Below are 18,152 nucleotides of genomic sequence, written 5' to 3' on the forward strand. Positions count from 1 at the left end.
GTGCCCGACGACCGGTCGACGGTATGGCTCGGCGACACCGACACCGGGGTGCCCAGTCGCACGGTCGCCGGGTGGTCCGGACACCGCGACATCAAGGAACCCGAGTCGATCAACGCTGGCGGTCAGCGGAGGCTGGCGAAGAACTCGCGGATGTCGGTGACCAGCACCTCGGGGGCCTGGTGGGCCGCGTAGTGACCGCCGACGTCGCCCCGGCCCTCGATGTCGGTGTCGTACGCCGTCCACCGGACGATGTTCGAGTGGTCCCGCTCGGCGAAGCGGCGGATGGACTGGAAGTCCCCGGGGAACATGGCCAGCGCGGTCGGGACGGTGGTCGGCTCGGTCGGCGGCTCGCCGGCGTGCGCGTCCTCCCAGTAGAGCCGCATCGCCGAGGCGGCGGTGCCGGTGAACCAGTAGAGCGCCACGTTGGCAAGGATGAAGTCGGCATCCAGGCCCTCGTCGAAGAGTTGGGCGTTCCAGGCGAGCAGCCCCACCGGTGAGTCGGCCAGCCCGAACGCAAGGGTCTGCGGCTGCTGACTGTGCACCTGGTTGAAGGAGAACTTGTTCTCGTAGAACCACTGGAGGTGCCCGAGCGCCGCCTGGTCCGCCTCGGAGAGCCCGGCGAACTCGGCCGGGTCGCCGGAGGGGAACGAGAAGAGCTGGGTGACGTGTACGCCGAGCACCCGCTCCGGATCGATCCGGCCCAGCTCTGGCGCGATCATCGAACCGGCATCGTTGCCGACCGCGCCGTAGCTGTCGTACCCCAGGCGGTTCATCAGCTCGGCCCAGGCGCGGGCGATGCGGAACCGGTTCCAGCCGGCGTTGCGGGTCGGGCCGGAGAAGCCGAAGCCGGGCAGCGACGGGATGACCACGTGGAAGGCCGGCGCGTCCGGGTCGGTGGGCTCGGTGAGCGGGGCGATCACGTCGAGGTATTCCAGCACCGAGCCGGGCCAGCCGTGGGTGAGCACCAGCGCGGTGGCGTCGGGCCGGGACGACCGGACGTGCAGGAAGTGGATCCGCTCGCCGTCGATCTCGGTGACGAACTGCGGGTGGGCGTTCAGGCGGGCCTCGACGGCGCGCCAGTCGAACCCGCCCCGCCACCTGTCGACGAGGGCCCGCACCCGGTCGTTGCTCATCCCGTACGAGTCACCCGCGCCGGGCAGTTCGACGGGCCAGTGGGTGCGGTCCAGCCGGGCGGCCAGGTCGTCGAGGGCGGTCTGCGGGATCTGGGCGCGGAACGGGTGGACAGCGGTGTCACTCATGCCGGAACTCCTTCGGAACGGAATGTTTCGTTCTGCAATCACCATAGCAGAGCGGAACGGTCCGTTCCACTGTTAGTCTGAGCGCATGTCACCGACGTCCGGCAAGACCCTCGGCGGTCGCCGCGCCCAGGCCGCCCGCAACGACGAGGTCATCCTCGAAGCCGCCCGCGCCGTCTTCCTCGACGACCCGAAGGCCCCGATCGCCGCCGTCGCCGAGCGCGCCGGCGTCGGCATCAGCGCCCTCTACCGGCGGTACGCGGGTAAGGAGGACCTGCTGCGCCAGCTCTGCCACGACGGGCTGCGCCGGTACGTCACGGAGGCCGAGGCCGCCCTCGCCGAGGCGGACGACTGGGCCGCGTTTACCGGTTTCCTGGCCCGGGTGGTCGACGCCGACGTGCACTCGCTCACCGTTCACCTGGCCGGCACCTTCGCTCCGACCGAGGAGATGGGTCGGGACGCGGTGCGCGCCGGTGAGTTGGCCGCCGCCCTGGTCGACCGGGCCCACGCGAGCGGGCGGCTGCGCCCCGACGCGGTCGTCCACGATCTCGGGTTGTTGTTGGAGGCGTGCGCCGCGGTCCGCGTACCCGATCCGGAACGGACCCGCCAGCTGCGCCGTCGCCAGCTCGCGGTCCTCGTGGCGGGCCTGTCGTCGGTGCCGGACGAGGGCCCGCTGCCCGGCCCGGCCCCGGCGGCCGGGGAGTTCGACTGGCGGTGGCGACGCCGGGAGTGATGGGCGTCACGCGCTAAGGTTGAGCGGAATACGCTCAACTCTGGTTGTGTCCAACCCAGTGGACAACGCCGATCCGGGGGAGCCCATGAACACCGAAAGACTCACCACCAAGAGCCGCGAAACCATCACGGGCGCTGTGGCACTGGCCAACCAGCGTGGCCACGCCACGGTGGAGCCCTGGCACCTGCTCCTGTCACTCCTGGACACCGACGGCTCGACCGCCACCGGTCTGCTGCGCGCCGTCGGGGCCGACCCGACCGAGCTGCGCCAGGCCGCCCAGCGCGCGGTCGACAACCTGCCGGCCGCCCGCGGCTCCAGCATCGCCGAGCCGACGTTGGCTCGGGAGTTCGTGAACGCCATCGGCGCCGCCGAGCAGATCGCCCGGCCGCTGGGCGACGAGTACACGTCCACCGAGCACCTGCTCGCCGGCCTGGCCCGGGTGGGCGGGGCGGTGTCCGGCGCGCTGAAGAACGTCGGCGCCACCGAGGAGGCACTGGTAGCCGCCTTCCCGACCGTGCGCGGTGGGGACCGTCGGGTCACCACCGCCGACCCGGAGCAGACCTACCAGGCCCTGACCAAGTACGGCGTCGACCTCACCGCCAGCGCCCGCGACGGCAAGATCGACCCGGTCATCGGCCGGGACTCCGAGATCCGTCGGGTCATCCAGGTGCTGTCCCGGCGTACCAAGAACAACCCGGTGCTGATCGGCGAGCCCGGCGTCGGCAAGACCGCGATCGTCGAGGGCCTGGCCCAGCGGATCGTCACCGGCGACGTGCCCGAATCACTCCGCGACAAGAAGCTGATCTCGCTGGACCTCGGCGCGATGGTCGCCGGCGCGCAGTACCGTGGCCAGTTCGAGGAGCGACTGAAGTCCGTCCTGGAGGAGATCAAGAACTCCAACGGGCAGGTCATCACGTTCCTCGACGAACTGCACACTGTCGTCGGCGCCGGCAAGGGCGAGGGCTCGATGGACGCCGGCAACATGCTCAAGCCGATGCTGGCCCGTGGTGAGCTGCGGATGGTGGGCGCCACCACACTCGACGAGTACCGCGAGCACATCGAGAAGGACCCGGCGCTGGAGCGCCGTTTCCAGCCGGTGCTGGTCGGTGAGCCGACCATCGAGGACACCATCGGCATCCTGCGTGGGCTCAAGGAGCGCTACGAGGTGCACCACGGCGTACGGATCACCGACGCCGCGCTGGTGGCCGCCGCGACGCTGTCCGACCGTTACATCACCGACCGGTTCCTGCCGGACAAGGCGATCGACCTGGTCGACGAGTCCGCGTCCCGGCTCCGGATGGAGATCGACTCGCGTCCGGTCGAGGTGGACGAGATCGAGCGGGCCGTCCGCCGGTTGGAGATCGAGGAGATGGCCCTGGCCAAGGAGCCGGACGCTGCCTCGGCCGAGCGGTTGGAGCGGCTCCGCAAGGAGTTGGCCGACAAGCGCGAGCAGCTCACAGTGCTCTCCGAGCGCTGGCAGACGGAGAAGAGCCACATCACCAAGCTCTCCACGGCGAAGGAGGAGCTGGAACGCCTCGGCGGTGAGGCCGAGCGGGCCGAGCGCGACGGCGAGCTGGAACGCGCCGCCGAGCTGCGCTACGGCCGGATTCCCGCCCTGAAGGTCGAGCTGAAGCAGGCCGAGGAGGAGCTGGCGCAACTCCAGGCCGACGGCGCGATGCTGAAGGAGGAGGTCGGCGCGGACGACATCGCCGCCGTGGTCGCCTCCTGGACCGGCATCCCCGCCGGTCGCCTGCTGGAGGGTGAGACGGCCAAGCTGCTGCGGATGGAGGAGTCGCTGGGCGGCCGGGTGGTCGGCCAGACCGAGGCGGTCGGCGCTGTCTCCGACGCGGTACGCCGTGCCCGGGCCGGCATCGCCGACCCGGACCGCCCGACCGGCAGCTTCCTCTTCCTCGGCCCCACCGGCGTCGGCAAGACCGAGCTGGCCAAGGCCCTCGCCGAGTTCCTCTTCGACGACGAGCGGGCCATGGTCCGCATCGACATGAGCGAGTACGGCGAGAAGCACTCGGTAGCCCGCCTGGTCGGTGCCCCACCCGGCTACGTCGGTTACAACGAGGGCGGTCAGCTCACCGAGGCGGTGCGCCGACGCCCGTACTCCGTGGTGCTGCTGGACGAGGTGGAGAAGGCTCACCCGGACGTCTTCGACGTGCTGCTCCAGGTGCTCGACGACGGCCGGCTCACCGACGGCCAGGGCCGCACAGTGGACTTCCGTAACGCGATCCTGATCCTCACGTCCAACCTCGGGTCGTCGGTGATCAGCGACCTGACGCTCGCCGACGAGCAGCGCCGCGAGGGCGTGCTGGCCGTGGTCCGGTCGCACTTCAAGCCGGAGTTCCTCAACCGGCTGGACGACATGGTGGTCTTCGCCTCGCTGCGGGGGGACGACCTGCGCTCCATCGTCGACATCCAGTTGCAGCGGATGCGGCGGCGGTTGGCCGATCGCCGGCTGGGTCTGGAGATCACCGATGCCGCCCGGGACTGGCTGGCCGAGCACGGCTACGACCCGATCTACGGTGCGCGGCCCCTCCGTCGTCTGGTCCAGACCGCGATCGGAGACCAACTCGCCAGGGCCCTGCTCTCCGGGACGATCCGAGACGGCGACACCGTCAAGGTCGACCTGGCCGACGCGAAGGAAGGGTTGACCGTCACCGCCGCCTGATCCGTCGCACCCGGGCCGATCCCGCCTCGCAGGCGGGGTCGGCCCGACCCGTTCTCCGCCCCCGGACGGCACCCCACCAGGACGCTCCGTAGCTGCCAGATCACCAGACAATGATGAGTTTCTCCAGGTGCGCGGGGTTGTTACCGTTCCCGCCGACGCACTTGGGGAGGTGGTCGGCATGAACGGTCCCGTGGCGTACCTGGTGACGACGTTGGGGTGTCTGATCGGAGTCGCCGGGGTCGTGGTTGCGGTGGTGGCGGTGCGCAAGGGCCGTAAGGCCGCCCGGCCGGCGGCACCCGCGGACCCGTTCCGGGACACCGACAGCGACGCGCTCCGCGGCGACCCGCGCAGGCTCAAGCCCGGCGACATCGTCGAGATCCGCCGGGTGTCGTACGCGGTCCGGGGCTCGGTGCATCTGAATGAGGGCGGCTGGAGCTGGGCCGAGCACCTGCTGGACACCGCCGAGGGCGACAAGCGCTGGCTCTCCGTGGAGGAGGACCCCGACCTGGAGCTGGTGCTCTGGGCCGTCGAGCCGGCCGCCACGATCACCCCGGGTGCGTCCGCCCTCGACTTCGCCGGCCGCCGCTACGCCCTGGAGGAGTCCGGTCAGGCCCGCTTCACGGCCACCGGCAGCACCGGCCTCGACCCCAGTGGCACCCTTCGATACCACGACTACCGGGCCCAGGGCGGCGAACGGCTCTCCTTCGAGGCGTACGGCCAGGCCGGCTGGGAGGTCGCCCGGGGCGAGCAGTTGCACCGCGCCGACGTGATGGTCTACCCGCAGGCCGGGCCGGAGGCCAGCTGAGGTGCTGGTGAGCCTCCACACCCCGTACGTCGACACCTGCGCCGCCGACCTGAGCCTGTTACTCGGCGGCCCGGAGCGTCCTGCGCTGCACGTCCGCGACGTCACGCTGCCCGGGGACGTCCGGCTACGGCTGCGCCTGCTCGGTGCGTCCCACCAGGTCGTGCTGGCCGAACCCGGCGATGCGGCCGAACTCACCGAGACGGTCGCCTGCCTGCCGGGCCGGCCGCCGCACCTGCCCGACGCCCTGCACGACGAAGCGGGCGGCTACCGCTTCACCGCCGCCGTGCTGCGCCCCGCCGACGGTGAGTTGCACACCCGGATCGCCAGGCTCCGCGCCGACCTGGCCGACGACCCGTACGCCCTGGTCGGAGTCTTTCCCGGCGACCCGGACGCGGTGACCGCGCTGGCCGTGCGCGCCGACCTGCCGCACGGGACGGTCGGCTGGCGTACCTGGCACGCGTACCCCCAGACCAACGAGCTGGTCCTGACCGAGACGGTGGTGGCACTGCGATGACGTACCGACGCTGGTTCGTGGTGGGCGTGGCAGCGGCCGTGGTCGGCGCGCTGGTCGCGGGCTTCGCCCTCGTCAACGGCACCTTCTCCCCGCGCGCCTACGTGCAGGACAGGTATTCGCGAGCGGCCAGCCGGGACATCGGCCGGGAAGCGATCGCGTACACCTCGTCCAAGTCACCGACCGCTGTGGCCAAGGAACTGACCGACGCGTGGAATCCGTCCGACCGGTACGCCGACGGCAGCGGCGTCTACCTGCGCTACGACGACGACTCGGTGGTGATCCTGCCGATCGCGGCAGGCTCGGTGATCCTGCTCGAAGACATGGACACCGCTCACCCCCGCTACCACTCGACCGTCGGGTCGTACTGGGGTTGGGGACGCGGTAACAGCGTTCGGGGCGGCGGCCCCGGCACCGGCAAGTAGCCCGACGCCTGACCCCATCACCTGGAGCCCTCCGTGCAGAACCTCGTCACCGAGGCCCGGCCGCACTGGCGGCTGGCCCGCGCGGCGGTGCTGGTCGCGGTCTTCGTCTGCGCCGCCTGCGGCCTGGTCTACGAGCTGGCCCTTGTCGCGCTCGGCAGCTACCTGATCGGCGACACCGTCGGGCAGGCGTCGATCGTGCTCGGCGTGATGGTCTTCGCGATGGGCGTCGGCGCACTGGTTGCGAAGCCGTTGCAGCCCCGGGCCGCCGCAGCGTTCGCGGTGATCGAACTGACCCTGGCCCTGCTCGGTGGCCTGTCAGTGCTCGGCCTCTACGCCGCCTTCGCCTGGCTCGACCTGTACGGCCCGGCGCTGGTCGCCACCGCCTTCGTGCTGGGCCTGCTGATCGGCGCGGAGATTCCGCTGCTGATGGTGATGTTGCAGCGCATCCGCGAGCAGGCCGCCGGCAGTGCGGTGGCCGACCTGTTCGCCGCCGACTACGTCGGCGCGCTGCTCGGCGGGCTCGCCTTCCCGTTCCTGTTGATCCCCGTCTTCGGCCAGCTCAAGGGTGCCCTGGTGGTTGGCGCGGTGAACGCGGTGGCCGGTCTCGCCCTGGTCTGCACTGTGTTCCGGAGGGAGCTGAGCCGCCGCGCCCGGCTCGTCCTCGGCGCCGGCTCCGTCGTGGTCGCGCTCTGCCTGGGGTACGCCTGGGTGACCGCCGCCGACTTCGAGGTGACCGCCCGGCAGCAGCTCTACCGGGACCCCGTCGTGTACGCCGAACGCTCCCGTTACCAGGAGATCGTGCTGACCAGGTCGGTGCGGGAGGTCGGCCACGCCGACACCGACCTCCGGCTGTTCCTCAACGGTGATCTTCAGTTCAGCTCGGTGGACGAGTACCGCTACCACGAGGCGCTGGTGCATCCGGCGATGCGAGGTCCACGCGGCGACGTACTGGTTCTCGGTGCCGGCGACGGCCTCGCCGTCCGGGAGATCCTGCGGTACCCGGACGTCCGCCGGGTGACAGTTGTCGACCTCGACCCGGCGGTGGTGGCGCTGGCCAGCACCGTGCCGCAGCTGCGGGCGCTCAACGGCGGCTCGCTCGACGACCCCCGCGTACGGGTGGTGAACACTGACGCGTTCGGCTGGCTGCGTACCGCCGCCGAGCGCTTCGACGTGGTGGTCGCCGACCTGCCCGATCCGGACGAGACGGCCACGGCCAAGCTCTACACCGTCGAGTTCTACGCGCTGATCAGGTCGGTGCTCGCCGAGCGGGGACGGCTGGTGGTGCAGTCCGGCTCGCCGTACTTCGCGCCCCGCTCCTACTGGTCGATCGACGCGTCGGTGCGGGAAGCGGGCTTCGCCACAGTGCCGTACCACGTCGATGTGCCGTCCTTCGGCGACTGGGGTTTCCTGCTCGCCACGGCGGGAACCGCCCCGCCGGTGCTGGAACTGCCGGCCGACGCGCCCCGGCTGCGTTTCCTCGACCCGGGCGTGCTGCGGGCGGCGGCGGCCTTTCCCGCCGACCGCGCCCGCCTGGACGTGCCCCCCAGCACCCTCCTCCAACCGAGGGTCCTCGACTACGCCCGTACCGAGTGGCGCGGCTACTGACCCGCACCACCTGGCGCCCGAACAGGCGGCCGTGTCAGGAGAGTGTCCGCTCATGGCGCAAACCTCGTGATCAACGGGGTGGAGTGGGGCCGGACGGGGAAAGGGTGGAGGCATGTTTGGAATGCGGAAGGCTTGGGAGCGCGAATTGGGCGCCGCCGTCGACGAGTTGGTGACCGCTGAGACGCTCGCCTTTGGTGGGGTGGGGATCGCGGGCACCCTGTTGCCGGTGACCGAGGCGTACCACCGGGTCGAGGCCGCCCTCAGCGACCACCCCGATGAGGTACGCCGCCAGCTCGACCGGGTGCTGGTCGACGGCACACCCGCCGGCCGGGCGTACGCGGCCACGCTGCTGGAGCGGGTCGACCCGGAGACGGCCCGAGCGACGTGGACGTCGCTGCGGGACGATCCGAGCGAGTTGACCACCTTCGTCGGCTGCGTGATGGACCGGGAAACCCTCGGCACCTACGCCAGTCGGCGGCTCGCCGCAGCATGATCCATTCGCCGGTCGGCGCTGCCCGATCGGTTCTGCCGGTTGCTGACGACGCACCGTACGTTGCGAGCCATGAGCCCGCCCGCCACCGCGCCGCGTCCGCCCCGCCCGGCCACCGTGACCATCGCCTTCTGGCTGCAACTGGCCGTGGTGCTGGTGCTGCTCGGCCTGACCGCGCTGACGGTGGCCGAGGCGGTGCGCTTCGATGGCCAGATCGACCGCGCGGTACGACTGGTGCCGGACGCCGACCCGGACGAGGTGGCCGGCGAGCGGCAGGGCAACGTCGCGATGACGCTGATCCTCGGCGTGCCGGCGGTGTTGCTCGCGGTCTGGTTTGCGGCCACCGCCGTCCCGGTCTGGCGGGGCGCCAACGTCGCGCGGATCCTGGTCTTCGTGGCCAGTGGAGCGCAGTTGCTGGTCTGCTTCGGGCAGTGCTGCTCCGGAAGTCTTCTCGTGCCGCTGCTGACCATGCCGGAGATCGGCGACGAGCCGCCACCGGACTGGGACGAAGAGTGGGAGACCTCGACGTTCTACGACACGCTGTACGCCGGCACCGATCCCTGGGAGGACCTGCTCATCCCCGCGGCAGGGCTGGGTGTGCTCACCGTTCTGGTCCTCTCCGCAGCCGTGACTCTGCTGCTGGCGCTGCCGCCGGCGAACCGCTGGTTCGTGCCGCGTACCGCGAACGAGGCGCTTCCCGGGCCAGCCCGGATGATGCCCGTCCCCACTTACGCCCCGACCGGTTACGGATACCCGACAGCTCCGCTCGTGCCGGGCTTCCTGCCGCCGAACCAGCCGCTCCCACCCGGCTACCTGATCTGCCCCGACCCGGCCGCGCACCTGACGCCGGGAGCACCGGGCACCTCACCAGGGCCGACGGGACCGCCGGTGCCGCCTCCGGAGGACGCACCCGACCACAATCGTTAGCTGAGCTGTCGGCCACAGCACGGCTCTTCCGGGTGCCGACGGTTGTTACCGTCTGCGCCGACGTACCTGGGGAGGTGGTCGCGTGGACGCGCTGGTGACGTGCCTGGTGGCGGCTGTTGCCGTACTCGCGGTGGTCGTGGTCGTGGTCGTCGTGCGGGCCCGCCGACGGCCGACGGGCCGGCCTCCCGGCCAGCCGGCGGAGCCGCCGCACGGTGGCCCGCTCCGCCGGCTGGCTCCGGGTGACAGCGTGCGGATCCGCGAGCGGGAGTACGCGGTGAGTGCCACGATCCGCCTGGTCGAGGGCGACTGGAGTTGGGTGCAGCACCTCCTCGACGACGACTCTGGCACCCGCCACCGGCTCTCCGTGGAGGACGGCCCCGAACTCGAGCTGGTCTTCTGGACCCCGGAGCCGGGCGCCACCGTCACTCCGGGCGCCCCGACCATCGAACTCGGCAGGCGGCGCTACACCTGGGCCGAGACCGGGCAGGCGCGTTACACCGCGACCGGCGAGACCGAGTTGCCGTCGACCGGGACCATGCGCTACCACGACTACCAGTCCGGTGGCACCGCGCGGCTGTCCTTCGAGGCGTACGGCGAAGAGGGCTGGCGGGTCGCCCGCGGTGACCTGCTCGACCCCGCCGACCTGACGATCCGCCCGCCCCGGGCCTGAGGCCCGCCGAGCCGGCCCGGGCGGACGCGCCGGGCTTGTCACGGCATGCCGAACTGGCCGGTTGTCGATACGGTGTGGGCGCGATCTAGGGAAGGAGAATCGTGGTCGATTCCCAGAGCACGCCGGCCCGTCAGCGGCCATCCATTGTGTCGATTTCCAGTTACCTGCTCTTCCTGTTCCTGGCGCTCCAGGTAATCAGTCTGATCATCACGCTCAGCACCTTCAGCAAGACGCGGGACGCGCTCCGCGAGGCGTACGCGGGCAGCGCCACCGACGGTGACCAGGTGGCCGACGTCTTCGCCGTCATCGGCATCGGCGGGAGCATCGTCCTGCTGCTGCTCGCGGTCGTGCTGGGTGTGCTGGCCCTGTTCAACAACCAGGGCCGCAACGGCGCCCGGATCACCACCTGGATCGTCGGCGGCATCATGGTCTGCTGCGTGGGCGGTGGTCTGCTCAGTAACGCGGCCGGCGGTTTCAACACCGGTGGCGGGACCACCGGCGACGCGCCGAGCCCGGAGGAGATCCAGCGCCGCCTTGAGGAGGCTCTGCCCTCCTGGGTGACCCCGGTCAGCCTCCTGCTGGGTGTGCTCAGCCTGATCGCGCTGATCACGGCGCTGGTCCTGCTGGCGCTGCCGAAGGCGAACCCGTTCTTCCGCAAGCCCACCGCGGGCTGGGAGCCGCCCACCCCGGGCGCCAGCTACCCGGGCCACCCGCAGGCGCCGGGTCAGCCTGGTTACCCGCAGGCGCCGGGTCAGCCCGGTTACCCGCAGGCATCCGGTGAGCCGGGTTATCCGTCGAGTGGGGAGCCGAGCTACCCGCCGCCACCGGCCGCGGACCGCCCGGACGACACGCCGCCCACGGATCGGCCCGGGTCAACCCCGCCGCCGAGTAACTGACGGCTCGATAAGCACGACGCCGACGATCCCTCCGAGTAGGTTGCAACCCGACGCCTACCGGAGGGATTCGTCGTGTCGTACCCGGAATCGGCACCGGCCCGCCGGCCCGCCGCCGCCCTGTCGGCCGCGACGGTGCTGTTGGTGATGGCGGTCGCCGCGCTCGCGTACGCGGTGGTCTCCCTGGTGGTGCTGGGCGGGACGGTCGACGGGTTCCGCTCCGCCGCCCGCGACACCTCGGCGAGCACGGAGCAGATCGACGGCGTGGTGGCTCTGCTCCGCGCGTCGGCCGTGCTGACGGCGGTGGTGGCGGTGCTGTCCGCGCTGCTGCTCGCCGGCCTGGCCCTCGGTCTGCTGGCCGGTCGCAACGGCGTCCGGGTGGCGACCTGGGTGGTCAGCGGGCTCGGTCTGCTCGCCGCCTGTTGCAGTGTGGTGGTGGTCGTCGGCGAACGGGCCGCGCCACTGCGAATGGGCTCGGGCGACCAGTCCCTCGCCGAGTTGCTGGGCCTGGTCGGCGACGCGTACCCGTCCTGGTGGATCCCGCTCAATGCCGGGCTTTCCGTCGCACAGGCGCTCGGTTACCTTGTAGTAGCTACGCTGCTGGCGCTGCCGGCGGCGAACAGCTGGTTCGGCCGCCACCGCTCGACGGCGCCAACCGCACCGCCCATGTTCCCGCCCGCCCCGCCCCAGCCCCCGTCGGCGCCGCATACGCCCCCGTACCCGCCCAGGTGAGGACCACTCCGTGACGCTCGACCCCACGACTGCCGAGCGCCGAGCCCTGATCACCGGGGCCACCGCCGGCATCGGCGCGGCGTTCACGCGACGCCTGGCCGCCGACGGCTGGCACCTGGTGCTCGTTGCCCGCGACGCGGCGCGGCTGACCGAGCTGGCCACCGAGCTGGGGTCCACGTCCGGACGCGAGGTGGAGACGATCTCCGCGGATCTGTCCACCGACGACGGCTGCGCCATCGTGGAGCAGCGGCTCGCCGACGGCAGCCCGGTGCACCTGCTGGTCAACAATGCGGGGATCAGCCTGAACAAACCGTTCCTGCGCTCCACGGCGGAGGACGAGGCGCGACTGTTGCGACTCAACGTGCACGCGGTCATGCGGTTGACCCTGGCGGCGCTCCGACCGATGACCGAACGGCGAAATGGGGCAGTGATAAATGTCTCTTCGGTCGCCGGGTTCGGGACGGCGATGCCCGGATCCACATACTCCGCCAGCAAGGCGTGGGTCACCAACTTCAGTGAGTCCGTCGGCCAGTCAGCGCTGCCGTTCGGCGTTCAGGTGATGGCCCTCTGCCCCGGCTACACCCGCACCGAATTCCATCAGCGGGCCGGCATCAACATGTCCAAGACGCCGGAGTGGCTGTGGCTGCGGGCCGAGGATGTGGTGGACGAAGCCTTGCGTGACCTGCGCAAAGGCAAGATGGTCAGCATCCCGGCGTGGAAGTACAAGGTGGTCGTGGCAGGTATGCGACACGCGCCGCGGCGGCTGCTCCAGGCGGTCGCGCGGGACACCCGCGGCCGGATCGGTCGCGACGAGCGCTGAGCCTCGACCGGCCCGCCGACCCCGAGCGAGTGGTGGGACGGCGTTGGCGCGCCGCTGTCGGGCCAGTTGCTGAGCGTAGTCGAGCATCGCCAGTCATCGGTTCCCCTCGGGGCTGATCAGGGTGGACCCCACACGCGGCGTTCAGAGTTGCGCAGTAACCTCTATCGCCATGGGGGACCACGACGACCTGCGTAAATTCATTACCGACCTGGCTGTGGTCCACGGCCGGGTCGTGCTCTCGTCGGGGCGCGAGGCAGACTGGTACGTGGATCTGCGGCGCGTCACGCTCCATCACCGGGCCGCTCCTCTGGTCGGCCGGGTGTTGCTCGACCTCACCGCCGACTGGGAGTTCGACGCCGTTGGGGGCCTCACCCTGGGCGCGGATCCAGTCGCGCTCTCGATGCTGCACGCCGCCGCTCCGACCGGCCGGGCCCTGGACGCCTTTGTGGTGCGCAAGGCGGGCAAGGCCCACGGTCTTCAGCGGCGGATCGAGGGACCGGAGGTGGCTGGCCGCCGTGTGTTGGCGGTGGAGGACACATCCACGACTGGCGGAAGTGTTTTGACAGCTGTCGAGGCTCTTCGCGAGGCCGGGGCGGAAGTCGTGGGTGTGGTGGTTATTGTTGATCGAGGCGCCGGCGACGCGGTGCGAGCCGCCGGATTGCCGTACCGGGCGGCCTATACGTTGGCTGACCTCGGCCTTGTGGCGTAAAAGTCTGCCGATTCGGATCTGCTGATATGCAGGCGGATCGATGCTGCTGGTGGAAGGATGGAATACGTGGGAACTGCGTTGGCCGAAATGACTATGCCTCAGATCTCGCCGCTAAACGGCGAGCCGATCGAACGTGCCGATGCCGAGCGTCTCGCCGGGGTCCTCAAGGCCCTTGCTGATCCTGCTCGGTTGCGGCTGCTCAGCCTGATCCAGTCGGCCCCCGAGGGCGAGGCGTGCGTCTGTGACCTGACCGCGCCGCTCGGCCTCTCTCAGCCGACGGTCAGTCACCACCTGCGCATCCTCACCGAGGCTGGCTTGTTGCAGCGGGAGAAGCGCGGTGTCTGGGCGTACTACAGCCTGGTCCCGAGTGCGATCGCGACGATCGCCGACCTGCTGACCCCGCCGCGTAAGCGGGCCACCAAGAAGGCCCGCTGACGTAGGCACCATGCCGTCCCGAGCCGGGGCGGCGTCCGGTGGCGAGCCAGGGGTGGCGCCACCGGTGGTTGACACCTGCTCGGCCCCGGTCGCACCACCGGAGGCCGGGTTCGACATGCCGACGGCCGACCCCCTCACCAGGGGGCCGGCCGTCGTCGTACCGCTCAACGGTCCTGACCGTGCTCCGGGCGGTGACGGCCGTCCTGGTGCTGGTCGTGGTCGAACGCCTCGCGGGCCGCCTCCACAGCGCCCGCGGCACTGGCCGCCGCGACCACAGCGACCGCCTCGCCGCGCTTACGAGCCCGCCGGTCGCGCAGGAACTCGAAGAAGATCGGCAGCACCGAGATCACGATGATCAGGGCCACCACCGGCAGGATGTAGTGGTCGATCTTGTCGCCGATGGCCTGGTAGATCTGCTCGGCCAGCAGGTAGCCGATCAGCAGGATGCCGTCCACCCAGAGCACCGCGCCGACGATGTTCCAGAGCAGGAACTTCTTGGCCGGCATGCCGAGCGCGCCCGCGACCGGGTTGAGGAACGTCCGGACGATCGGAATGAAGCGCGCCAGCACGACGGCCTTCGCCGGGCCGAACTTCTCGAAGTAGTACTCGGCCTTCTCCACGTACTCCTTCTTGAAGAGCCGGGAGTTCGGCCGCTCGAACATCGGCCGGCCGTATCGCGCGCCGAGCCAGTGCCCCAGCTGCGCGCCGAGGATCGCGCAGATCGGCCCACCGATCAGCAGGCCGGCGAGGGAGAGGCGGGTGCCGTCACCGAAGATCGCGTCCGCCACCGGTGACGAGGCCACCCCGGCGAGGAACAGCAGCGAGTCACCCGGGAAGAAGAAGCCCACCAGCAGGCCGGTCTCGGCGAAGAGGATCACCCACACGCCGATCAGCCCGAAGGTCTGCAACAGATCCTTGGGATCGAGCGGGTTCAGGGCGACGCTCTCCACGAGAGCGCGGGTCTTCTCAGCTGTGTCCACGGCCACAAAGGGTACCGAAGCCCGGGGCCCCGGCCGCGCCGGACCGGCCCGTCACCACCCGCCCGCGCCGCGGGGGCCCAACGACGGTGCCCCGCCGACCGTGGTGGTCGACGGGGCACCGGTGGTACGGGGTGGATCAGGCGACGAAGCGGGTCCGGCGGCGCTTGGCCACCATGTAGCCGCCGACGCCCGCGGCGAGCAGCAGCGCGCCGAGGCCGGCGATCAGCCCGGTGGACTGACCGGTGATCGGCAGCGAGCCGCCGTCACCGTCACCGTCATCGCCGCCGCCCTGGCCGCCGTCTCCGCCGCCGTTCACCAGGATCTGCGCGGTGTCGTTGGCGGGGTTCAGGTCCTTGATCTGCTTGTCTTCCTGCCCGGTGCTCAGCTTGACCTCACCGGTCTGGCCGCCGGCCTGGTCGATCCGCACCTGGAACTCGTAGTCGACCTTCTCGCCCTTCCGGATCGAGCCGAGCACGAAGCACTGGTAGACCCGCCCGCCGGGCTTGCCCGGCTCCCACCCGTCGTCCTCGGAGCTGAAGCAGTCCTCCGGAGCGCGGACGGCGGTGACGCCCTTCGGCAGCGTGACCGTGGTGCCGATCCAGGGCGACTCGCTGCCACCCGAGTTGACGGCCGCCGGCCCGTTGTTGACGTAGCCGACAGTGAGCGGGACGGTGGCGCCGACGTCGCCGGTCACCTTCGCGCCGCGCGCTGCCACATCGGCCCGCTGGTCGCCGGTCACCTGAAGGTCGACCCAGGTCGAGTTGTCCAACGGGTTGACGTCGGTCTGCCCGGAGCGCATGTTCATGACCGGCTCGAGCTTCAGCTCACCCTCGGTCCCGTTCGGCCCGATCTTGGCCGGGAGCTCGGCCTCGGACCTGTACTCGTCCCAGTCGGCAGGCGTGAACCAGATGGAGAACCCGCCGAAGCTGTTCGGCGCCCAGCTGTCGGCGGGCACCGTGAAGCCGAAGCTGTCGTCGAGGCGGAAGCTGGCGTTCTTGCCGATGGTCGCGTCCAGGCGGCAGGCGAACGCCCAGTCGTGCAGCGGGCCCTCGGTGTACTCGCAGTTCTCGTAGCGCTTCGACGGCTGAAGACCGTCCGCGCCGACGAAGAAGAGAACTGCGTCCTTCGCGGGCACCTCGCCCCGGTTCGTCACCTGGAACGGGGCCTTCAGCGTGGCACCGGGCGCGCCCTTGAGCTCCAGAAGCTCGTTGGTGCTGAGATCGACGCCCTCGCCGGTCTCCACAGTCGAGCTGTAGGAGACGGATCCGGACTTGCCGTTTGACGTGACAGTGAAACTCAGCTCGCCCTTCTGATCGGGCTTGGCGCCGGCCTTCGCGCGAACGACGAGGGAGACGAGGTTCAGGTACGAGCCGTCGTCGTCCTGGTCCTCTACCTTGCACGTGAGGATGGCACCGGACTCGGTGCAGTTCTCCCCGCTGCTCTCGACGCTGGCGAAACCGTCGATCTTGCTCCGGTCCACCTTGATCGTGTAGTCGTCGGGCTGCCGCTCCGTGGTGAGCGAGAAGAGGGTTACCCACTTCTCGGTGCCTCCAGGCGCGACGATCACGTTGTTGGCGTACAGGTCGAGATTGTCTACCGCTGCGGCGGGGGTTGCCGGTGCGGCGATGGCCGGGCTGGCGGAGGCGGCGACGAACGCGCCTGCTACGCCCAGTCCGGCGAGCCAACGCCGGGTGGATTGGGTGAGCATGAGGGGGGTTCCTCCAGTTGGGGGATCAGGTGGAGCCTGCGGATCTTAAGGAATTGCTAAGGCTGACTGCAGCCCTCAAAGCCGCCCGCCGAGCAAGACGAACCAAAAGGTTGATGAGCGTCACCGCAATGTTCGGTCGGTCCGCTTCCGTCAAGTGAGGCAGGAGCCCCCGGGAGGTGCAGTGACGTACGAGGAGTTCGCGGACACGCGGCTGGCCCCGCTACTGCGGTACGCGGTGATGCTGACCGGCGAACCACACCAGGCCCAGGATCTGGTCCAGGAGACCATGGTCCGGGTCCAGCTCAACTGGCGTCGGGTCGCCCGAGCGGACTCGCCCGAGCGTTACGTACGCCGGATGCTCACCAACCAGTACGTCGACTGGCGGCGCGGCTCGTGGGTGCGCCGGGTGCTGCTGCGCGGGGAGCCCGACGCCTCGGTGCCGATGCCCACCGACCATGCCCAGTCCGCCGTGGACCGGGATCAGATCTGGTCCTGGTTGTCCCGGCTGCCGCGTCGGCAGCGGGCCGCGCTGGTGCTGCGCTACTACGAAGACCTGCCCGACGTCGAGATCGCCGACATTCTCGGCTGTGCCGTCGGGACCGTCCGCTCGTCCATCTCCCGGGCCCTGGCGACGCTCCGGGCCGAGTACGTGGAGGCGTGAACATGATCGAGGATGACCTGCGTGCCGCGTTCGCCCGGCACGAAACGTTGACCCCGTCGACCGGCCCGCTGCGGGTCGCGATCGACCGGCTCGCCGCCGTCCGCCGTCGCCGCCGGCAGCGGTTCCAGGCCGCTGGTGTCACGCTCGCCCTGCTCGGCGCGCTCGGAGTCGGGGTGCCGCAGTTGCGCCCCGATCGACCGGCTGCGGATCCGTTGATGTCCGGGCAACCGGCTGACGCGCGGTCCGAGGCGCTGAATGTCCTTCTGCTCGGCGTGGACGGCTTCGGCGACGAACCGCCGTACCGGTTGGCGGACTCCGTCCTGCTGGTGCACATCCCGGCGGACCGGAGCCGGCCGTACCTCATCTCGTTGCCGCGCGACCTGGAGGTGTCGATCCCCGGTCGGGGGATCGACAAGCTCAACAGCGCGTTCTGGAGCGGTGCCGGCGAGCCCCGGCCCGACCTGGACGCCGGCTACGACCTGACCCGCCGGGTGGTCGCCGACCTGACCGGGGTACGCGTCGACGCCGGCGCGGTGCTGACCTTCGCCGGGCTGCGCCGGATCACCGACGCTGTCGACGGGGTGGAGGTCTGCCTACCGAAGGAGGTTCGTTCCTGGCACACCCGCCGGGTCTTTCCGGCCGGCTGTCAGCGGCTCGACGGAGCTTCCTCCGTGGACCTGCTGCGGCAACGGCGGTACCTACCCGATGGTGCGTTGGACCGGGACCGTAACGCCCAGCGCTACGTCGCCGGGTTGATCCGAGCGGCGGTCGCCAAGGACGTGCTGACCAGTCCGGTGCGGCTCACCGCACTGCTGTCGGCCCCCGGCACGGGTCTGGCGGTCGACGACGACGGCCTGCCACTGACCAGGCTGGTGGCCGTGCTGCCCAAGCTGAAGAGCGTCGACCCGGTGGGGCTCAGCCTCCCGGTGGGCCAGCCGGTGGATGACCGTACGCTGCTGCCGCTGGATCCGAAGCAGGGCCCGGAGTTCCTCGCCGCGCTGCGCGAGGATCGGTTGGCGCAGTGGGTGGCGCAGCACCCGGAGCAGGTCAACCCCGTCCGCTGACGGACGAGGACATCACGACGACGCCCCGCCAGCCCGGTACGGGTCGGCGGG

General features: G+C 70.7%; 19 protein-coding genes. 16 read left to right on the top strand and 3 right to left on the bottom strand.

Going from position 1 to position 18,152, the window contains the following annotated elements; all coding sequences use genetic code 11:
- Nucleotides 1-122 precede the first annotated feature (122 nt).
- Complete coding sequence (locus AB0B48_RS09200) at nucleotides 123-1,259, bottom strand: epoxide hydrolase (RefSeq protein WP_357198231.1); 1,137 nt, start codon at nucleotides 1,257-1,259, stop codon at nucleotides 123-125.
- Between the two features lie 85 nt (nucleotides 1,260-1,344).
- On the opposite strand from AB0B48_RS09200, the gene AB0B48_RS09205 reads away from it, so the two are divergent.
- From AB0B48_RS09205 to AB0B48_RS09270, 14 genes are all read left to right on the top strand, one after another.
- Nucleotides 1,345-1,989: a helix-turn-helix domain-containing protein gene (locus tag AB0B48_RS09205; RefSeq protein ID WP_357198234.1), complete on the top strand. Its 645-nt coding sequence runs from the start codon at nucleotides 1,345-1,347 to the stop codon at nucleotides 1,987-1,989.
- A gap of 85 nt (nucleotides 1,990-2,074) precedes the next feature.
- The gene (clpB, locus tag AB0B48_RS09210; RefSeq protein WP_357198237.1) at nucleotides 2,075-4,666 is read left to right on the top strand and encodes an ATP-dependent chaperone ClpB; all 2,592 of its coding nucleotides are present in this window, start codon (nucleotides 2,075-2,077) and stop codon (nucleotides 4,664-4,666) included.
- A gap of 178 nt (nucleotides 4,667-4,844) precedes the next feature.
- Nucleotides 4,845-5,471, top strand: coding sequence for a DUF4178 domain-containing protein (locus AB0B48_RS09215; protein ID WP_357198240.1), 627 nt, complete (start codon nucleotides 4,845-4,847; stop codon nucleotides 5,469-5,471).
- A 1-nt stretch (nucleotide 5,472) separates the two neighbouring features.
- The gene (locus tag AB0B48_RS09220; RefSeq protein WP_357198243.1) at nucleotides 5,473-5,985 is read left to right on the top strand and encodes a DUF2617 family protein; all 513 of its coding nucleotides are present in this window, start codon (nucleotides 5,473-5,475) and stop codon (nucleotides 5,983-5,985) included.
- Complete coding sequence (locus AB0B48_RS09225; protein WP_357198246.1) at nucleotides 5,982-6,407, top strand: DUF4247 domain-containing protein; 426 nt, start codon at nucleotides 5,982-5,984, stop codon at nucleotides 6,405-6,407. Before AB0B48_RS09220 ends, AB0B48_RS09225 begins: the two co-directional genes overlap by 4 nt.
- A gap of 33 nt (nucleotides 6,408-6,440) precedes the next feature.
- Complete coding sequence (locus tag AB0B48_RS09230) at nucleotides 6,441-8,012, top strand: polyamine aminopropyltransferase (protein ID WP_357198249.1); 1,572 nt, start codon at nucleotides 6,441-6,443, stop codon at nucleotides 8,010-8,012.
- A gap of 112 nt (nucleotides 8,013-8,124) precedes the next feature.
- A complete protein-coding gene (locus AB0B48_RS09235) occupies nucleotides 8,125-8,505 on the top strand; it encodes a hypothetical protein (protein WP_357198252.1) in 381 nt (126 codons plus the stop codon).
- 69 nt (nucleotides 8,506-8,574) lie between these two features.
- The gene (locus tag AB0B48_RS09240; protein WP_357198255.1) at nucleotides 8,575-9,429 is read left to right on the top strand and encodes a hypothetical protein; all 855 of its coding nucleotides are present in this window, start codon (nucleotides 8,575-8,577) and stop codon (nucleotides 9,427-9,429) included.
- Nucleotides 9,430-9,511: 82 nt separating this feature from the next.
- The gene (locus tag AB0B48_RS09245; RefSeq protein ID WP_357198258.1) at nucleotides 9,512-10,099 is read left to right on the top strand and encodes a DUF4178 domain-containing protein; all 588 of its coding nucleotides are present in this window, start codon (nucleotides 9,512-9,514) and stop codon (nucleotides 10,097-10,099) included.
- A 101-nt stretch (nucleotides 10,100-10,200) separates the two neighbouring features.
- The gene (locus AB0B48_RS09250) at nucleotides 10,201-10,995 is read left to right on the top strand and encodes a hypothetical protein (protein WP_355004676.1); all 795 of its coding nucleotides are present in this window, start codon (nucleotides 10,201-10,203) and stop codon (nucleotides 10,993-10,995) included.
- Nucleotides 10,996-11,067: 72 nt separating this feature from the next.
- On the top strand, nucleotides 11,068-11,724 hold the full coding sequence (locus AB0B48_RS09255; protein WP_357198261.1) for a hypothetical protein: 657 nt from the start codon (nucleotides 11,068-11,070) through the stop codon (nucleotides 11,722-11,724).
- A 10-nt stretch (nucleotides 11,725-11,734) separates the two neighbouring features.
- A complete protein-coding gene (locus AB0B48_RS09260; protein ID WP_357198264.1) occupies nucleotides 11,735-12,544 on the top strand; it encodes an SDR family oxidoreductase in 810 nt (269 codons plus the stop codon).
- 169 nt (nucleotides 12,545-12,713) lie between these two features.
- Nucleotides 12,714-13,253 carry an orotate phosphoribosyltransferase gene (pyrE, locus tag AB0B48_RS09265; protein ID WP_112586136.1) on the top strand — a complete coding sequence of 180 codons (540 nt, stop codon included), beginning with the start codon at nucleotides 12,714-12,716 and terminating at the stop codon, nucleotides 13,251-13,253.
- A gap of 57 nt (nucleotides 13,254-13,310) precedes the next feature.
- Nucleotides 13,311-13,688, top strand: a complete 378-nt coding sequence (locus AB0B48_RS09270; RefSeq protein WP_030332125.1) for a metalloregulator ArsR/SmtB family transcription factor — start codon at nucleotides 13,311-13,313, stop codon at nucleotides 13,686-13,688.
- 164 nt (nucleotides 13,689-13,852) lie between these two features.
- On the opposite strand, the gene AB0B48_RS09275 is transcribed toward AB0B48_RS09270, so the two are convergent.
- Both AB0B48_RS09275 and AB0B48_RS09280 read right to left on the bottom strand, forming a co-directional pair.
- Nucleotides 13,853-14,674, bottom strand: coding sequence for a DedA family protein (locus AB0B48_RS09275; RefSeq protein WP_355004680.1), 822 nt, complete (start codon nucleotides 14,672-14,674; stop codon nucleotides 13,853-13,855).
- A 130-nt stretch (nucleotides 14,675-14,804) separates the two neighbouring features.
- The gene (locus AB0B48_RS09280) at nucleotides 14,805-16,376 is read right to left on the bottom strand and encodes an LPXTG cell wall anchor domain-containing protein (RefSeq protein WP_357198268.1); all 1,572 of its coding nucleotides are present in this window, start codon (nucleotides 16,374-16,376) and stop codon (nucleotides 14,805-14,807) included.
- Between the two features lie 181 nt (nucleotides 16,377-16,557).
- On the opposite strand from AB0B48_RS09280, the gene AB0B48_RS09285 reads away from it, so the two are divergent.
- The gene (locus AB0B48_RS09285; RefSeq protein WP_196920494.1) at nucleotides 16,558-17,037 is read left to right on the top strand and encodes a SigE family RNA polymerase sigma factor; all 480 of its coding nucleotides are present in this window, start codon (nucleotides 16,558-16,560) and stop codon (nucleotides 17,035-17,037) included.
- Between the two features lie 2 nt (nucleotides 17,038-17,039).
- On the top strand, nucleotides 17,040-18,101 hold the full coding sequence (locus tag AB0B48_RS09290; protein WP_357198272.1) for an LCP family protein: 1,062 nt from the start codon (nucleotides 17,040-17,042) through the stop codon (nucleotides 18,099-18,101).
- The last annotated feature ends 51 nt before the right edge of the window (nucleotides 18,102-18,152 follow it).

Origin of the sequence: Micromonospora sp. NPDC049089 (assembly GCF_040648775.1) — a bacterium.
Lineage (GTDB): Bacteria > Actinomycetota > Actinomycetes > Mycobacteriales > Micromonosporaceae > Micromonospora.

What these genes read in the sequence shown, in the direction of transcription:
- AB0B48_RS09200 (WP_357198231.1), bottom strand. Translation starts at nt 1,259, where the DNA reads ATGAGTGACACCGCTGTCCACCCGTTCCGCGCCCAGATCCCGCAGACC.
- AB0B48_RS09205 (WP_357198234.1), top strand. Translation starts at nt 1,345, where the DNA reads ATGTCACCGACGTCCGGCAAGACCCTCGGCGGTCGCCGCGCCCAGGCC.
- clpB (WP_357198237.1), top strand. Translation starts at nt 2,075, where the DNA reads ATGAACACCGAAAGACTCACCACCAAGAGCCGCGAAACCATCACGGGC.
- AB0B48_RS09215 (WP_357198240.1), top strand. Translation starts at nt 4,845, where the DNA reads ATGAACGGTCCCGTGGCGTACCTGGTGACGACGTTGGGGTGTCTGATC.
- AB0B48_RS09225 (WP_357198246.1), top strand. Translation starts at nt 5,982, where the DNA reads ATGACGTACCGACGCTGGTTCGTGGTGGGCGTGGCAGCGGCCGTGGTC.
- AB0B48_RS09235 (WP_357198252.1), top strand. Translation starts at nt 8,125, where the DNA reads ATGTTTGGAATGCGGAAGGCTTGGGAGCGCGAATTGGGCGCCGCCGTC.
- AB0B48_RS09240 (WP_357198255.1), top strand. Translation starts at nt 8,575, where the DNA reads ATGAGCCCGCCCGCCACCGCGCCGCGTCCGCCCCGCCCGGCCACCGTG.
- pyrE (WP_112586136.1), top strand. Translation starts at nt 12,714, where the DNA reads ATGGGGGACCACGACGACCTGCGTAAATTCATTACCGACCTGGCTGTG.
- AB0B48_RS09270 (WP_030332125.1), top strand. Translation starts at nt 13,311, where the DNA reads ATGGAATACGTGGGAACTGCGTTGGCCGAAATGACTATGCCTCAGATC.
- AB0B48_RS09280 (WP_357198268.1), bottom strand. Translation starts at nt 16,376, where the DNA reads ATGCTCACCCAATCCACCCGGCGTTGGCTCGCCGGACTGGGCGTAGCA.
- AB0B48_RS09290 (WP_357198272.1), top strand. Translation starts at nt 17,040, where the DNA reads ATGATCGAGGATGACCTGCGTGCCGCGTTCGCCCGGCACGAAACGTTG.